Origin of the sequence: Fretibacter rubidus, from assembly GCF_041429785.1 — a bacterium.
In the GTDB taxonomy this organism is placed as follows: Bacteria; Pseudomonadota; Alphaproteobacteria; order Caulobacterales; family Maricaulaceae; genus Fretibacter; species Fretibacter rubidus.
Genome location: NZ_CP163423.1, coordinates 1,524,339 through 1,537,862 on the forward strand (window position 1 = coordinate 1,524,339; position 13,524 = coordinate 1,537,862).

Sequence of the window (13,524 nt, forward strand, 5' to 3'; positions counted from 1 at the left end):
CGATGAACGCAGCATTTAAAAATCTACGATTTAGCGCGCCGATGGGCCGCCAAACGCTGCGTATGCCAAAATATCAAATAACAATCACAAAACAACAGCCCGCGCGTCTTATACGCGCCACCCTAACGGCTTTCGCGCCTGTGTTTATGCACGGTTTAGCGCGATTACTGGCCAGTTTACGGATAGGGCTATCTGGAGCTTACCATGTCAAAGAAAATGCTTATCGACGCCTCCCACCCGGAAGAAACCCGGGTCGTCATTGTCAACGGGACGCGGGTTGAAGAACTCGATTTTGAAAGCCGCAACAAGCGTCAGCTGCGCGGCAATGTCTATCTCGCGCGTGTCACACGCGTAGAGCCCTCACTACAGGCTGCTTTTGTTGAGTACGGCGGAAACCGTCACGGTTTTCTCGCCTTTAGCGAAATTCATCCCGATTATTATCAAATCCCCTATGAGGACCGCATGGCCCTTATTGAGGCGGAAGAGGCCGATAATGCCGAAGCCGACGAAGAAGATGAAGCCAAGGAAAAGGCAGTCTCTGCTAAAACAAAAACAAAATCAGACGATGACGATATTGACGATGATGATATCGATCTTGACGCATTAGAAGCGGCCGAAGACGACGAGGATGACGCCGAGGACGATGTCGACCCGAATGAAGACCTTGAAGAAGACGCCACGGATGAAGACGACGCAGAAGTCGCTTCAGAGCAAGTTAAGACGGCGCAAGTCCGTCGCAAGCGTATTCAACGTCGCCGTTATAAAATCCAAGAAGTCATTAAGCGCGGCCAAATCCTGCTAATCCAGGCCGTCAAAGAAGAGCGCGGCAATAAAGGTGCGGCCATGACAACTTATTTGTCGCTGGCAGGACGTTATTGCGTGCTTATGCCTAACACACCGCGGGGTGGCGGCATATCGCGCAAAATCGCAAATAGCTCTGATCGCAAGCATCTCAAAGCCATTGTCAATGATTTGAACGTGCCGCCCGGTATTGGCGTTATTGTCCGCACAGCGGGGTCTAAAAAGACCAAAGCTGATATCAAACGCGATTATGATTATCTAACGCGGCTATGGGAAACTATTCGCGAGACAACCCTGAAATCCACGGCCCCTGCCCTTATTCATGAAGAAGGCAATCTGGTCAAACGCGCCATTCGCGATATGTATAATGGCGAGATTGACGAAATTTTGGTGCAAGGCGATGATGCTTATCGCAATGCCAAAGACTTCATCAAAATGCTCATGCCGAGCCATGCGAAGAATGTGAAACATTACAAAGACTCCGTCCCACTCTATTTGCGCTACGAAGTTGAAAAACAGATTGAGAACAGCCTGCAATCCGTTGTGCAGCTTAAATCTGGCGGTTACCTCGTTATTCACCCGACTGAAGCCCTTGTTTCTGTAGACGTAAACTCTGGCCGTTCGACAAAAGAACGCAATGTCGAGCGCACGGCGCTTAAGACTAACCTCGAAGCCGCCGAAGAAGTCGCTCGTCAAATGCGCTTACGTGACCTTGCGGGCCTTATTGTGATTGATTTCATTGATATGGACGAAAATCGCAACAATCGTGCCGTTGAAAAGAAGATGAAAACAGCCCTCTCAGAGGACCGCGCCCGTGTTCAATATAGCCGTATTTCACAATTCGGCTTGATGGAAATATCACGGCAACGCCGCCGCCGTAGCCTTCTCGAAGGCTCGACCGCCTCGTGCGAGCATTGCGATGGTGTTGGCCGTAAGCGGACAATTGAAAGCAGCGCCCTCGCCGCCATTCGCGCCGTTGAAGAGATTGGAGCGCGCGGCCAAGCCAAGCGTATCAAGCTCAAAGTCTCCCCTGACGTCGCGCTTTATGTCTTTAACGAAAAACGTGATTTGCTGACCAAAGTCGATGAAGAGTTTAACCTCTTCACGGAATTATCGGGTGACGAGAACCTTATCCGTCCATCCTTTGCGATTGAAATCGTTGAGAAAACGTCTGGTTCAGACGATCCATTGGAAGCCATTGAACGCGAAAACAAAAAGCTTAATCACGAAATTCGGAACAAGAAACCCACAGGTCACAAGCAAACGTCCAATCAAGATGATGACCAAAATGACGAGAACGACGGTGATAAGCCCGCCAAAGCTGACACAGACAATCGGTCTGATAATACGTCCGATGAAAGCCGGGGTAAACGTCGCCGTCGCGGACGCCGCGGTGGTCGCAATAAACGTCGTGAGGATACGGACACGTCCGAGTCAACTGGCGAGGACAATGCCGCCGAAACTAAAGGTGAAAAAACTGAGTCTCGCGATGCTGACAGCAAACCCAAGCGTAGTCGCGGGCGTCGTCGGAAAGCGCAAGACAAAGACGAGAATACGCCAGAGGGTGCTGATGCAAAAGCGGGTGATAACACAAGTGACAAACCAAAAGGGCGTCGCCGTGCTGCACCAAAGCGTAACTCACAAGCTGAACAGGCGTCTTGGCCTTCAGTAGAGCCAACGATGGACGCTAAAACTGAGACGACAGAAAAATCGGTCGCCAAAGTTCCGTCTCGCAAGGGCGTAAGAGCGGCCCCAGGTCGAAAGCCTATGGCTGATGCGGCCAATGAGGCCGCTGCTGAGACGAAACCTCAGCGCACACGGAAGGCTCCGACAAAGAAGGCTCCAACGAAGAAAGCGCCTGCGGAGACCGCCACCGCTAAAAAGGCAGCGACAAAGCCAGCCGCGAAAAAGGCCCCTAGTCGCAAAGCGCCTGCGAAAGCAGCTAATGCAGATAAAGCGCCCGTGAAGAAGGCCCCTGCGAAGAAAGCCGCACCGAAAAAAGCGGCTACCAAAACAGTGGCGAGCAAAAAAGCGCCCGCAAAGACAACTGCTGCGAAAAAAGCTTCCACTAAAAAGGCGCCTGCTAAAAAGGCTGCTGTCAAGAAGGCTCCTGCCAAAAAGGCTGCTGCGACGAAAGAAGCCCCAACGAAGAAAGCCCCTGCAAAGAAAAGCCCTGTGAAAGAAACCACAGCGGCCAAGCCTGCGTCAAAACCAGCACCGATTAAGGCACAGACGCCAACATCGACTACGCCACCAAGCCCGTCGGATGGTAAGAAAAAGGCTCCTGCACGCCGCGCTGCACCCTCAAAACCCGGATCTGATGACGATGATAAGGGTGGTAAGAAAAAAGGGGGGTGGCTCTCACGTATTCTAAAATAGAGCCTACATTGACCTCACAATAAAAAAGACCGCACGAAACTGCGGTCTTTTTTATGAGACATCGGCAATGCGCTACACGATTGCGTTATTCCACTGTATTCTTACAAGCCGTTCACTTGACCCCGCGCACGCAAATGCCGATGTTCACAACGTTATATTCAACGCTTTGAGATAGTTATGCCGCGACTTCGATCTAAATTTAGCAGAGCCGTAAAGACTGGGGCGGCTGCCCTGCTCGCCTCCGTCGTTATGGTCGGCGCGTCTACATCGGCCGATGCGCAATCCCTGCTTCGTGATACGGAAATCGAGGACACGCTGGAGGAATTCACGCAGCCCATACTAGCGGCCGCAGGGCTAAACGGATCCAATGTCGACTTATATATCGTCAATGACCCGTCGCTTAACGCCTTTGTTACCCGCGGGCAAAATATCTTCCTTCACTCTGGCCTTATCCTGCAATCTGACACACCCAACCAGTTAAAGGGCGTTATCGCCCATGAGGCAGGTCATATTGCAGATGGTCGTATTGCCCGTAGCGATTACAGCAACCGCAGTGCTTACGGCGCCATGTTAATTGCCGCAGGTTTGGGTATCGCGGCTATTTTGGCGGGCGAAGGCGGTGCTGGTGCAGCCATCCTAGCGGGGTCTCAACAGTTTGGCGCACTTGAGGTGCTCGCACACACGCGCGTTGCCGAATCTGTTGCTGACCAATACGCCGCGCAATATTTAGAGCGTACAGGTCAATCTGGCGAAGGCCTTATCCAATTTTTTGAAAAATTCCGTTACCAAGAAGTCTTCTCACAGGCCCGTCGTTATCCTTATTTCCGGTCTCACCCGCTCTCATCAAATCGGATTGATGCTCTGCGTGAAGTTGTCGCCGAAAGCCCTTATCGGGACGCCGTTGATAGTCCAGAGGACATCAAACGTCTGGCGATGACAAAAGCCAAACTGCGCGGCTTTTTGGACGCCCCGCAAACTGTATTTCGAACATATCCCGAAAGTGACCAATCGGACGAAGCCCGCTATGCGCGGTCTGTTGCCTATTTTAAGGGTGCTGATCTGCGTAGTGCCATTAGAGAAATTGATAGCCTGATTGCGGATTATCCAAAAAATCCGTATTTTTACGAACTTAAGGCGCAGATGTTATTTGAATCAGGTCAAGGAACGGCCTCTATTGAGCCTGCAGAACGCGCCCTTGCCTTAAAGCCCGACGCGCCGCTTTTTGAAATGGCTTTAGCGCAGGCTTTGATTGAAACCGCCGATCCTGTCGCCGTTGACCGCGCCGTTGAGCTTTTAAAATCCGCCTTGCAAAAAGAGCGCGATAACGGCGCAGCTTGGTATCATCTGTCCCAAGCTTACGGCCGCCAAGGCAATAATGCGCTCGCAAGCTATGCGACAGCGGAACAAGCTTTTGCTTTTGGCGATTTGAACCGTGCTCGATCTTTTGCTGAACGTGCGCAACGTGACATGGTGCGTAATACGCCTCAATACCGACGCGCTGCTGACATTGTCGTGATATCAAACACACAGCTTGCAAGTCGTGGCAAAGACCGTTACCGCCCTAAACCGTAAAACAAACCTTAAAGATTTTAGCCTATGCGGGCGGGATACACGGGAGATTATCATGAAAACACTCAGCGCTATTGCCTTATCACTATCCATGGCAGCCTTTGCCGGTTGTGCACAAGCCACACCAGCAGATATTGAACGCAAACAGGTCGAAGCCATTATTGCTGATTACCTCATGAAAAATCCCGAAATAGTCCGCGATGCCCTAGAAGAGCTTGACCGCAAAGTGGAGCGCGAAGCGATTGCCACTGTTTATGAAAGCATCAAAGGCGATAGCCGCAATGTTATCTTGGGTCCAAAGGACGCCAAGGTCACTATCATTGAGTTTTTTGATTATAACTGCGGCTTCTGTAAACGGTCCACCGACTGGGTCGGCGATGTGATGAAAAAGCATCCCGATGATGTCCGCGTTGTGTTTAAAGAACTGCCTATTCTCGATGGCCGCACGGGCACATCTCGTATGGCCGCCAAAGCCGCCCTCGCCGCCCATAAGCAAGGCAAATATGCGGAAGTGCATTTCGCCCTTATGGAGGCGACAGGCCTATCAGAGGAACGCATCCAAAAGATTGCCAAAGACTCTGGCTTGGATATGAAAAAATTTGAAAAAGACCGCAAAAGCCCAGAGCTTGACGAGCAACTCGAAGATGCTTTAATTCTGGCGAACCGTATCCCTGCCCTCACTGGGACACCTTTCTTTATTATCAATGATGACTTCCTTGCAGGTGCCAATACAGACCGTTTGCAAGCCATGCTGGACGCTGCGCTAGAGGGTTAAAACCTTTCCTTGCTACTTGCGAAAATAACTAATTTCACGCATAGGCGGGCTTTGACAAAGGCCCGCCATGTTTGCATTTAGCGCTGCATTATTTCCTGTTATTATTATTGTCGCGCTGGGTCGTTTCATCGCGTGGCGGGGCGTAATAGCCCCCGATGGTTGGCGCGCGATCGAACGGATAAGTTATTTTCTTCTTTTTCCCGCGCTTATCATTCGTGTTCTTGCAAAAGCCCCTTTTGAAAGCGCGCCATGGGCCCTGGCAGGCACATTAATCGCAGCCCAATGTATTTTGGGCCTTACGGGTTTACTTCGCCCGTCTATGCGCAAACGCCCCAATCCAGCAACAGGCAGCATTATTCAATCTAATGTACGCTGGAATACCTTTGTTGCGCTATCTATCGCTGGATCGCTTTACGGTGTTGAGGGCTTGGCACTTGTTGCCATAGCGGCAGCCGCCATGATCCCCACAGCAAACATTTTATCGGTTTTGGCACTCACGCGGTTTGCAAATAACGTGAACGGAACAACGCCGAATGTAATACGTGACCTTTCCAAAAATCCTTTGATTATCGCCTGTGTTATCGGTGGGTTTTTAAACGTCACAGGCTTCGCCCCGACAGGCGTTGCGGATAAGACCCTGGAAATTATGGGGCAATCTGTTATCGCGCTTGGGCTTTTGACGGCGGGGGCTGGCGTTGATTTAAGCGCCCTGCGCCGCGCAGGACCGCGGACATTATTCTGGTCTGTTGCGCGATTACTGAGCTTGCCGCTACTTGTCTTATCCATCGGACTTGCGCTTAGTGTGACACCTATGCATTTGGCGATTGGTGTTATCGCCGCTAGCACACCGACGGCAACGAATTGCTATATCCTCGCAAGGCAGCTTGGCGGCGACGCTCCGCTTTCCGCAAATCTGATTGCGGTCCAAACCGTACTGGCTGCGATTACAATGCCAGCCGTCTACGCGTTGATGTTATGGGTGAGCGCGACCTAGGCAGCGTCCGCTTTTCTGGACTGCATTGTATGCAACGCGTTTTCAATAACCTGTGAGGGTAGTAGTTTTTGCGACAAGCCTTCGCTCAACCGACGTCGGAACAACCGCGCGCCTGGCTGTCCGGCGTAAATACCCATGATATGTCGAATAATGGCCTTGGTTGATGGATCGGTATCCTCGCGCGATTGTGTATAGGCAATAACGTCGTGCACGATGTCATCGCGACTACGCGCAAATGCTGGCGCACTATAAACCGCACTATCAATTTGCGTTAAAATCCACGGGTTATGATAGGCCGCACGGCCCAGCATAAAACCGTCAAGGCCTTGGGTTTGATTGAGCGCATCGTCTATCTCTGTCAGGCCGCCGTTCAGGACAATCTCAAGTTTTGGAAAGCGCGCTTTCATATCGCGTACCAAGTCATAATCGAGCGGCGGCACATCCCGGTTTTCTTTTGGGCTTAACCCTTGAAGCCATGCTTTGCGCGCATGAATTATAAAGTGTTTGCATCCAGCAGCCGCCACAGTCTCTATGAAATGCGGGAGCGTTGTCGCGACGTCTTGGTCATCGACGCCTAGCCTGCATTTGACCGTCACAGGGACATCACTTGCGTCTGCCATGGCGCGGTAACAGTCCGCCACAAGCGGTGCATCATTCATCAAACACGCGCCAAACGCCCCGGACTGCACGCGGTCAGATGGGCAACCAATATTTATGTTAATCTCGTCATACCCGTAGCTCGCTCCGATCTCTGTGGCGCGGGCGAGTTTAGAGGAATCCGATCCGCCAATCTGAAGCGCCACGGGGTGCTCGCTATCATCAAAACCGAGTAACCGATCTCGCGAGCCATGAATGACCGCATCAGCCACCACCATTTCCGTATAAAGACGCGCATGGCGACTGAGCCGCCGGTGAAACCAACGGCAATGGCGGTCCGTCCAATCCATCATGGGCGCCACACTTACTGTAAACTCTTGATTTTGCTTCATTTTTTGTTATACTTCAAACACTTAGAAAGGACGCGTGTGCACTCAAATTCACTGGAAATCACCCCGATTCTCTGTGTTACTGCACACAAATTGCACACGATATGGCAACTATAGTAAAACTTAAATCAGGCAACTACCGCGTACAGATTAGACGCAAGGGCCAGTATGCGTCAAAAACCTTTTCAAAAAAAGTCTGATGCTGTCTCTTGGTCATTTGAAGCTGATCGAAGAACTGAAACAGGACGAGGAATAATAGCACCTAAAGTTAGTGGATTTAGTACATTTGGGCAACTCATCGACTTACATATCGCAGATATGATTGAGGTCGATAAACCATTAGGAAGATCCAAAGATTTTGCTCTCCGTACTCTTCACAAGCATCTTGGGAGAGTTCGCATCCCTCACCTCACTCGAGCAAAAGTTATAGAATATGGCAGACTTCGGGCCAAGGAAGGTGCAGGCCCTGCAACCCTATCAGCAGACATATCCTATGTTCACACAATTATCACCCACGCTGCCGCTGTGCACGGTGTCAACATATCTACAGAGCAAGTAGATTTGGCCAGAGTCGCGTTAAGACGGTTAGGCCTGATTGGTCGGTCGAACGAACGAGACAGACGCCCTACTCAATCAGAGCTAGATAGGCTTATTAGCTATTTCGAGAACTTTGCCAAAACTGATATGCCTATCGCTAGGATAATCAAATTTGCTGTAGCGACCGGTATGCGACAAGGCGAGATATGTAGAATAAATTGGGAGGACGTTGATGCCAGGACGCGATGTGTCGTTTTGCGCGATAGAAAAGACCCAAGGAATAAACAAGGCAATGACCAACGGGTCCCAATGATTAATCTTACAGGGTATGACGCATGGGCATTACTTGAGGAACAAAGGTTTCACTCAAGCGTAACAGGACGAATTTTTCCTTAAAGGCCGGTCTGTTGGAAGTGCATATAGAAAAGGTCGAAATAAGTTGGGTATCGAAGATCTTAAGTTCCATGATTTTCGGCATGAAGCGACCAGCAGATTGTTTGAGGCCGGACTAAGCATTGAAAAAGTAGCGCTTGTTACAGGTCATAAAGACTGGAAAATGCTAAAACGTTACACTCACCTCGACCCTGCCGTCGTTTTTGCCGAATATAGGCCACCAGAGCCAAGTCACCTATCATCTGTAAGGCCCATATAAAAAGAACCGCCAAAGCAGCTCATATGATTCATTTATTTGTATTCCGATTCAATCAAGCAAAAAGACTATACGTATCCATATCAGGTTCTTGCATGATTTGTTTGGTTAAGCCCGACCATCTAGCCAACTCATCAATATGGTAAAGCACTCGTCGTCCGTGTTTATGAAAGCAAGGACCCTTTCCAGCACATCTCATGTTGTTCAAAGTACGTGGATTTAAACGCAAATACTCTGCAGCCTCTTCTACTGTCTTATACGGACTATCAATTTTACTTTCTTGCCTCTTCTGCTGAGGTAAGCCATCAAGTTCTCTTTCCATATCTTAGCTCCTGTTTCATTCGATGATGCGCACTAACGTGCGCATCATATCAATTTGTACTAGTTTGATTTAGGCCGCGACCAAACCAAGTCTGCCCCGTCTTCACGATCAAGGAGCGCTGCGTTAAACGGTTTATACATTTCTGGGCCGTCAAACTTGATGCTAACGTAATCCACCGGCTCTTTGTCATCGTCTGGTTCAGATGTCTCATTCCATCCGACACCGAGATCACAACGGCCGGATTTGACGAAGTAATCCGGGCTATTCTCAGATTTCTTCTTTTCATTGGGAACAATGCGTACCTTTCGGCTCGTCATCATGGTGACTATCGTGCCTTGATAGCCGCCTTTTTCCATGGGTTTAAATGTACCTATATTAGCCATATCGAAGTCCTTTCAAAATTGGCGTTAATCGAAACAGTTAAGCCAGCTCGCGCTTAGCCTTCTTAAATCCAGTATCGCTGGCTAAGAAGCCGGCAAGCATGGACGGGATGAGCGCGCCAATGGACTGTTTCTCTCCATAGGCCTTCTCATAAATGGCGGCATAAGCCTCCAAATCTGCATTGAGTTCGTGCGGCAGCGTCACCGGAACTTTGACGGGTTTGTGCTGCTGCAATTTTGGTAACTTAAGGTTCGGCTTATCAGCCATAGCTATCCTCCATAGGGTTTAAGAATGAGATCACGGCTGACGATGACGTTAAACCGCCATCCCTGCCGTATTTTGAGTGTGGGCTGCACATTGAGGTTACGGTCAATGATGCGCTGCCCTGCTATATTAGCCGTGTCCTGGCCTGCATTTTGAAGTGCGCGCGTAAGGCGGTCGCCGTCATCACTGGCAAGCTCTGACCCTATTGATAATAATGACGAAAGCGCAGCCCCTTTAATGAACTGCCATGTATGTCGATCCACCTTGTCCTTGAGGCCTGCAAAACCTTGGGCATCGGACCCTGGTAAATTATCAAGCTGAATGCTGTCACCATTGGGCAGAATAAGCCGCGTCCAAACGACAAGCGCCCTGCTCTGCCCGAACGCAATAACGCTATCGTAACGCCCCATAAGACGAGATCCCTGCGGTATTAATAAATGCTGCCCTGTTACGGTATCAAAGACGTTTTCGGTGACTTGGCCGATAACCTGTCCCGGCAAGTCAGAATTAAGCCCTGTGACCAATGAAGCCGGAATAAGATTACCCGCCATGACCTGATAAGGTGAGCGTGGCGAGACGAGTCCGTGACTATTGTAAATCTCGTCATTCTCGCGGTCTATGAATGCTTGTTTCAAATGAGCCAGCCCATCGAATTCAATGATCAAGTCGCCAGAGTTAGCCCCTTAAGCGAATAGCGTGCCATTGAATATGATCTGCTAAGAAAGTTGAGATAAAATAATAACTATGGTCGTATTCGGCGTGACTGCGTAAAGTTAAATCAATATCTGTGTCCTGACAGACGGCTTTTAAAGCATCCGGCTTTAATTGCTCCGATAAAAACTGATCACCTAGACCTTGATCAACAAGTAGTGCCTTTGGACGCGCCCCATCTTCTATTAAAGCGCAACTATCATATTCACGCCATTTTGCCCTATCCGAGCCAAGATAGCTCGAAAAGGCCTTTTCTCCCCAAGGGCAATTCATCGGGTTAACAATCGGAGCAAAGGCAGAAATTGACTTAAATCTGCTAGGATTTCGCAGGCCTATCGTTAAGGCTCCATGGCCTCCCATTGAGTGTCCTGTTATAGCTTGTCGTGACATGTCAGCGGGAAAATGTTCTGAGATGAGCTTTGGAAGTTCATCTTCAATATATGTTTTCATTTGAAAATTCTTAGCCCAGGGCCCCTGTGTGGCATTTAAATAAAACCCGGCGCCTTGGCCAAAATCATAGGCTGCATCATCTGGGACACCATCGCCTCTCGGGGATGTGTCCGGCGCAATGAATATGATGCCATGCTCCGCACATGCAGCGCGAAATTCACCTTTTTCAGTCACATTGGCATGTGTGCAGGTTAGGCCTGACAGGTATCATAAAACAGGAAATGGACCTTTGCCGGGTGGGACAAATACGGAAAAAGTCATGTCAGTAGATGTACTCGAAGATGGATGTGAATAAACGCCTTGGATGCCTCCGTGCGACCTAGCTGTGGAAACCGTTTTCACTAATACACCACAACGCTTCTTATAGATTTACCTGCGTGCATAAGATCGAAAGCCTTATTGATATCTTCAAGGCTTAAAGTGTGGGTTATCATCGGATCGATCTCTATTTTGCCGTTCATATACCAATCGACAATTTTAGGAACGTCGGTGCGCCCCTTAGCGCCTCCAAAGGCGGTGCCTTTCCAAACCCGTCCTGTGACAAGCTGAAAAGGGCGTGTGGCAATTTCTTTGCCGGCTTCAGCAACACCGATTACAACAGAGACGCCCCAGCCTCTATGACAGGCTTCAAGGGCTTGACGCATGACGATTGTATTCCCTGTGCAGTCAAAGGTAAAATCAGCACCACCCTCCGTGAGTTTGACAAGTTCATCAACAACATCGCCCTTGAGTTCTTTAGGATTGACAAAATCTGTCATGCCAAATTTGCGGCCCCAAGCTTCTTTCTCTGCGTTTATATCAACACCAATAATTTTGCTTGCTCCGACCATACGCGCGGCTTGCAGTACATTCAGGCCAATTCCGCCAAGCCCAAAAACAACAACATTATCACCCGCTTGAACTTTTGCCGTATTGGTAACAGCGCCGATACCGGTCGTGACCCCGCACCCTATATAGCAGCTTTTATCAAAGGGGGCATCCTCACGAATTTTAGCAACCGCAATTTCAGGCAACACCGTGAAATTAGAAAATGTGGAGCATCCCATATAGTGATAGATTGTTTCCCCTTTGTAAGAAAACCGCGAAGTTCCATCCGGCATGAGCCCTTTACCTTGGGTGGCGCGAATGGCCGTGCACAGGTTGGTTTTCCCAGACAGGCAAGACTTACACTGCCGGCACTCTGGTGTGTAAAGGGGGATAACATGATCCCCGGGTTTAACGGATGATACACCGGGTCCAACCTCTCGAACAATGCCGGCTCCTTCATGCCCCAAGACAGACGGGAAAAGCCCTTCGCTGTCCAGACCATCCAATGTGTAGGCATCGGTATGGCAAATACCTGTGGCCATAATCTCTACAAGAACTTCTCCGGTTTTAGGTCCTTCAAGGTCTAGTTCGACAATTTCCAATGGTTTTTTGGCTTCAAAAGCTACGGCTGCACGCGTTTTCATAGATAGTTTTCTTCATGATTTTAGTTGAGGGTTTTAGGGTCGACGGCCCTCTTATAGTCTCAATCTCTAATGATCTTGAGCTAAGGTTTCAGCGCCTTTTGATCTTATAATCGCAATAATCATCAGTAGGGCTGCAACGGCGCCATAGCCTAAGAGAACGTTACTTAAACCGCCGAGTGGTTTGTAGAGCGCCACAGCGACTAAGGGCGCAACGAATTGACCGAGAAAAAACATGCCTGTCCAAAGCCCTGTTCCTCGGCCTCTCACATTTTGCGGCAAAATGCTCATGACCCAAGCGAGCATTGTAGGCAGTAATAGGCCTGCACCCAAACTTGTAATGATCATGAATATAATCGTCATAGGAAGCGCCGTTGAAAGCCCCATCCCGCCATAGCCAAGCGCAAAGAGGGCCATGCCAATCGCGAGAAGTTTTGGCCCGGATGACTTAGATTTGATTTTAATAAAGGTAGAGGCCCCAATCATGACACCTAAATTAAACGCCGCGCCAACCGCACCAATGACCCCAGGACTCACCTCTTGGCTCAGCAGTAAAATATCACCAAGTTTTACGATTGTCGTGTAGAAGAATATCCCGACCCCTAGCGTAACGAGGAGTAACGGCAATAAGGATTTCCATGGCAGCGACCCTTTTATCCCGCTCGTTTTTTCAAGCACAGCCGGTTCGAATAGTTTCCATAAAACCAATAGAGCAATGGGTATGGCCAGCAAATAGAGAAGGAACGGGCCACGAGACCCAATCGTTTCGCCCAGCGCACCGCCAATTGCGATGAGGAAGATGGCGCTGACACTTACGGCACCAATTTGTATGCCGATCCATTTTTCGCGCGCAGCCCCTTTGAAATAATCTCCAACGAGCGCTGTTGCGACTGTCATAATAACAGCCTCAAAAACACCCAGGCCAATGCGCGCCCCGATGATCTGTTTAAGGTCAGTCAAAAAATATGGAACAATACCAATGGCCGCATATCCCAGCAGCGCGAACACAAGCAGCATTTTTCGGCCAATACGGTCGGAGAGCCAGCCTGCCAATGGCGAGAAAATAGCCACGCATAATGCTGGGATTGTGAGGGCAATGGGAACCAGAGCTTTACTGCCTGGCACACCGGCAAACTCCCGGCCTAAAAGAGGCATCACCGGCACTAAGGAGATTATGGCCATTGCCGGCATAATTGCGGCGAGCACCAAAATAATACCGTGTATGTTCCGCGCTTCAGTTGTCGATGTTGTAGCCATG

The 13,524-nt window shown here is 49.6% G+C and carries 13 protein-coding genes and 1 pseudogene; 6 read left to right on the plus strand and 8 right to left on the minus strand.

Translation table 11 applies throughout. The annotated features are described in order from the left end of the window. Positions 1 to 204 precede the first annotated feature (204 nt). The 4 genes from AB6B37_RS07220 to AB6B37_RS07235 all read left to right on the plus strand — a co-directional run bounded on the left by AB6B37_RS07220 (position 205) and on the right by AB6B37_RS07235 (position 6,518). A complete protein-coding gene (locus AB6B37_RS07220; RefSeq protein WP_371398217.1) occupies positions 205 to 3,180 on the plus strand; it encodes a ribonuclease E/G in 2,976 nt (991 codons plus the stop codon). 177 nt (positions 3,181 to 3,357) lie between these two features. Further along, the gene (locus AB6B37_RS07225) at positions 3,358 to 4,752 is read left to right on the plus strand and encodes a M48 family metalloprotease (protein WP_371398218.1); all 1,395 of its coding nucleotides are present in this window, start codon (positions 3,358 to 3,360) and stop codon (positions 4,750 to 4,752) included. A gap of 52 nt (positions 4,753 to 4,804) precedes the next feature. After that, positions 4,805 to 5,524: a DsbA family protein gene (locus tag AB6B37_RS07230; protein ID WP_371398219.1), complete on the plus strand. Its 720-nt coding sequence runs from the start codon at positions 4,805 to 4,807 to the stop codon at positions 5,522 to 5,524. 67 nt (positions 5,525 to 5,591) lie between these two features. Next, positions 5,592 to 6,518 (plus strand): AEC family transporter, encoded by a 927-nt coding sequence (locus AB6B37_RS07235; RefSeq protein WP_371398220.1) that lies wholly within the window; start codon positions 5,592 to 5,594, stop codon positions 6,516 to 6,518. On the opposite strand, the gene dusA is transcribed toward AB6B37_RS07235, so the two are convergent. Further along, on the minus strand, positions 6,515 to 7,507 hold the full coding sequence (gene dusA / locus AB6B37_RS07240; RefSeq protein WP_371398221.1) for a tRNA dihydrouridine(20/20a) synthase DusA: 993 nt from the start codon (positions 7,505 to 7,507) through the stop codon (positions 6,515 to 6,517). The genes AB6B37_RS07235 and dusA overlap by 4 nt on opposite strands. Positions 7,508 to 7,672: 165 nt before the next feature. Between dusA and AB6B37_RS07245 the strand changes: the two genes are divergently transcribed. Further along, a complete protein-coding gene (locus tag AB6B37_RS07245) occupies positions 7,673 to 8,437 on the plus strand; it encodes a tyrosine-type recombinase/integrase (protein ID WP_371398222.1) in 765 nt (254 codons plus the stop codon). Positions 8,438 to 8,480: 43 nt separating this feature from the next. Then, on the plus strand, positions 8,481 to 8,693 hold the full coding sequence (locus AB6B37_RS07250) for a tyrosine-type recombinase/integrase (protein ID WP_371398223.1): 213 nt from the start codon (positions 8,481 to 8,483) through the stop codon (positions 8,691 to 8,693). A 52-nt stretch (positions 8,694 to 8,745) separates the two neighbouring features. On the opposite strand, the gene AB6B37_RS07255 is transcribed toward AB6B37_RS07250, so the two are convergent. The 7 genes and pseudogenes from AB6B37_RS07255 to AB6B37_RS07285 form a co-directional block, all read right to left on the minus strand. Beyond that, positions 8,746 to 9,012, minus strand: a complete 267-nt coding sequence (locus tag AB6B37_RS07255; RefSeq protein ID WP_371398224.1) for a helix-turn-helix domain-containing protein — start codon at positions 9,010 to 9,012, stop codon at positions 8,746 to 8,748. 59 nt (positions 9,013 to 9,071) lie between these two features. After that, positions 9,072 to 9,395 carry a DUF736 domain-containing protein gene (locus AB6B37_RS07260; protein ID WP_371398225.1) on the minus strand — a complete coding sequence of 108 codons (324 nt, stop codon included), beginning with the start codon at positions 9,393 to 9,395 and terminating at the stop codon, positions 9,072 to 9,074. A gap of 37 nt (positions 9,396 to 9,432) precedes the next feature. Continuing rightward, the gene (locus tag AB6B37_RS07265; protein ID WP_371398226.1) at positions 9,433 to 9,660 is read right to left on the minus strand and encodes a DUF2274 domain-containing protein; all 228 of its coding nucleotides are present in this window, start codon (positions 9,658 to 9,660) and stop codon (positions 9,433 to 9,435) included. A gap of 2 nt (positions 9,661 to 9,662) precedes the next feature. Then, positions 9,663 to 10,292, minus strand: a complete 630-nt coding sequence (locus AB6B37_RS07270; protein WP_371398227.1) for a TrbI/VirB10 family protein — start codon at positions 10,290 to 10,292, stop codon at positions 9,663 to 9,665. Between the two features lie 40 nt (positions 10,293 to 10,332). Continuing rightward, positions 10,333 to 11,160: pseudogene (gene fghA, locus AB6B37_RS07275) on the minus strand (S-formylglutathione hydrolase). Continuing rightward, positions 11,160 to 12,269: an S-(hydroxymethyl)glutathione dehydrogenase/class III alcohol dehydrogenase gene (locus AB6B37_RS07280; protein WP_371398228.1), complete on the minus strand. Its 1,110-nt coding sequence runs from the start codon at positions 12,267 to 12,269 to the stop codon at positions 11,160 to 11,162. Before AB6B37_RS07280 ends, fghA begins: the two are co-directional and overlap by 1 nt. A 66-nt stretch (positions 12,270 to 12,335) precedes the next feature. Further along, positions 12,336 to 13,523 (minus strand): MFS transporter, encoded by a 1,188-nt coding sequence (locus AB6B37_RS07285; RefSeq protein WP_371398229.1) that lies wholly within the window; start codon positions 13,521 to 13,523, stop codon positions 12,336 to 12,338. Position 13,524: the final 1 nt, after the last annotated feature.

Coding starts and splice junctions, on each gene's coding strand:
- AB6B37_RS07220 (WP_371398217.1), top strand. CDS start 205: ATGTCAAAGAAAATGCTTATCGACGCCTCCCACCCGGAAGAAACCCGG.
- AB6B37_RS07225 (WP_371398218.1), top strand. CDS start 3,358: ATGCCGCGACTTCGATCTAAATTTAGCAGAGCCGTAAAGACTGGGGCG.
- AB6B37_RS07230 (WP_371398219.1), top strand. CDS start 4,805: ATGAAAACACTCAGCGCTATTGCCTTATCACTATCCATGGCAGCCTTT.
- AB6B37_RS07235 (WP_371398220.1), top strand. CDS start 5,592: ATGTTTGCATTTAGCGCTGCATTATTTCCTGTTATTATTATTGTCGCG.
- dusA (WP_371398221.1), bottom strand. CDS start 7,507: ATGAAGCAAAATCAAGAGTTTACAGTAAGTGTGGCGCCCATGATGGAT.
- AB6B37_RS07245 (WP_371398222.1), top strand. CDS start 7,673: ATGCGTCAAAAACCTTTTCAAAAAAAGTCTGATGCTGTCTCTTGGTCA.
- AB6B37_RS07255 (WP_371398224.1), bottom strand. CDS start 9,012: ATGGAAAGAGAACTTGATGGCTTACCTCAGCAGAAGAGGCAAGAAAGT.
- AB6B37_RS07260 (WP_371398225.1), bottom strand. CDS start 9,395: ATGGCTAATATAGGTACATTTAAACCCATGGAAAAAGGCGGCTATCAA.
- AB6B37_RS07265 (WP_371398226.1), bottom strand. CDS start 9,660: ATGGCTGATAAGCCGAACCTTAAGTTACCAAAATTGCAGCAGCACAAA.
- AB6B37_RS07280 (WP_371398228.1), bottom strand. CDS start 12,269: ATGAAAACGCGTGCAGCCGTAGCTTTTGAAGCCAAAAAACCATTGGAA.
- AB6B37_RS07285 (WP_371398229.1), bottom strand. CDS start 13,523: ATGGCTACAACATCGACAACTGAAGCGCGGAACATACACGGTATTATT.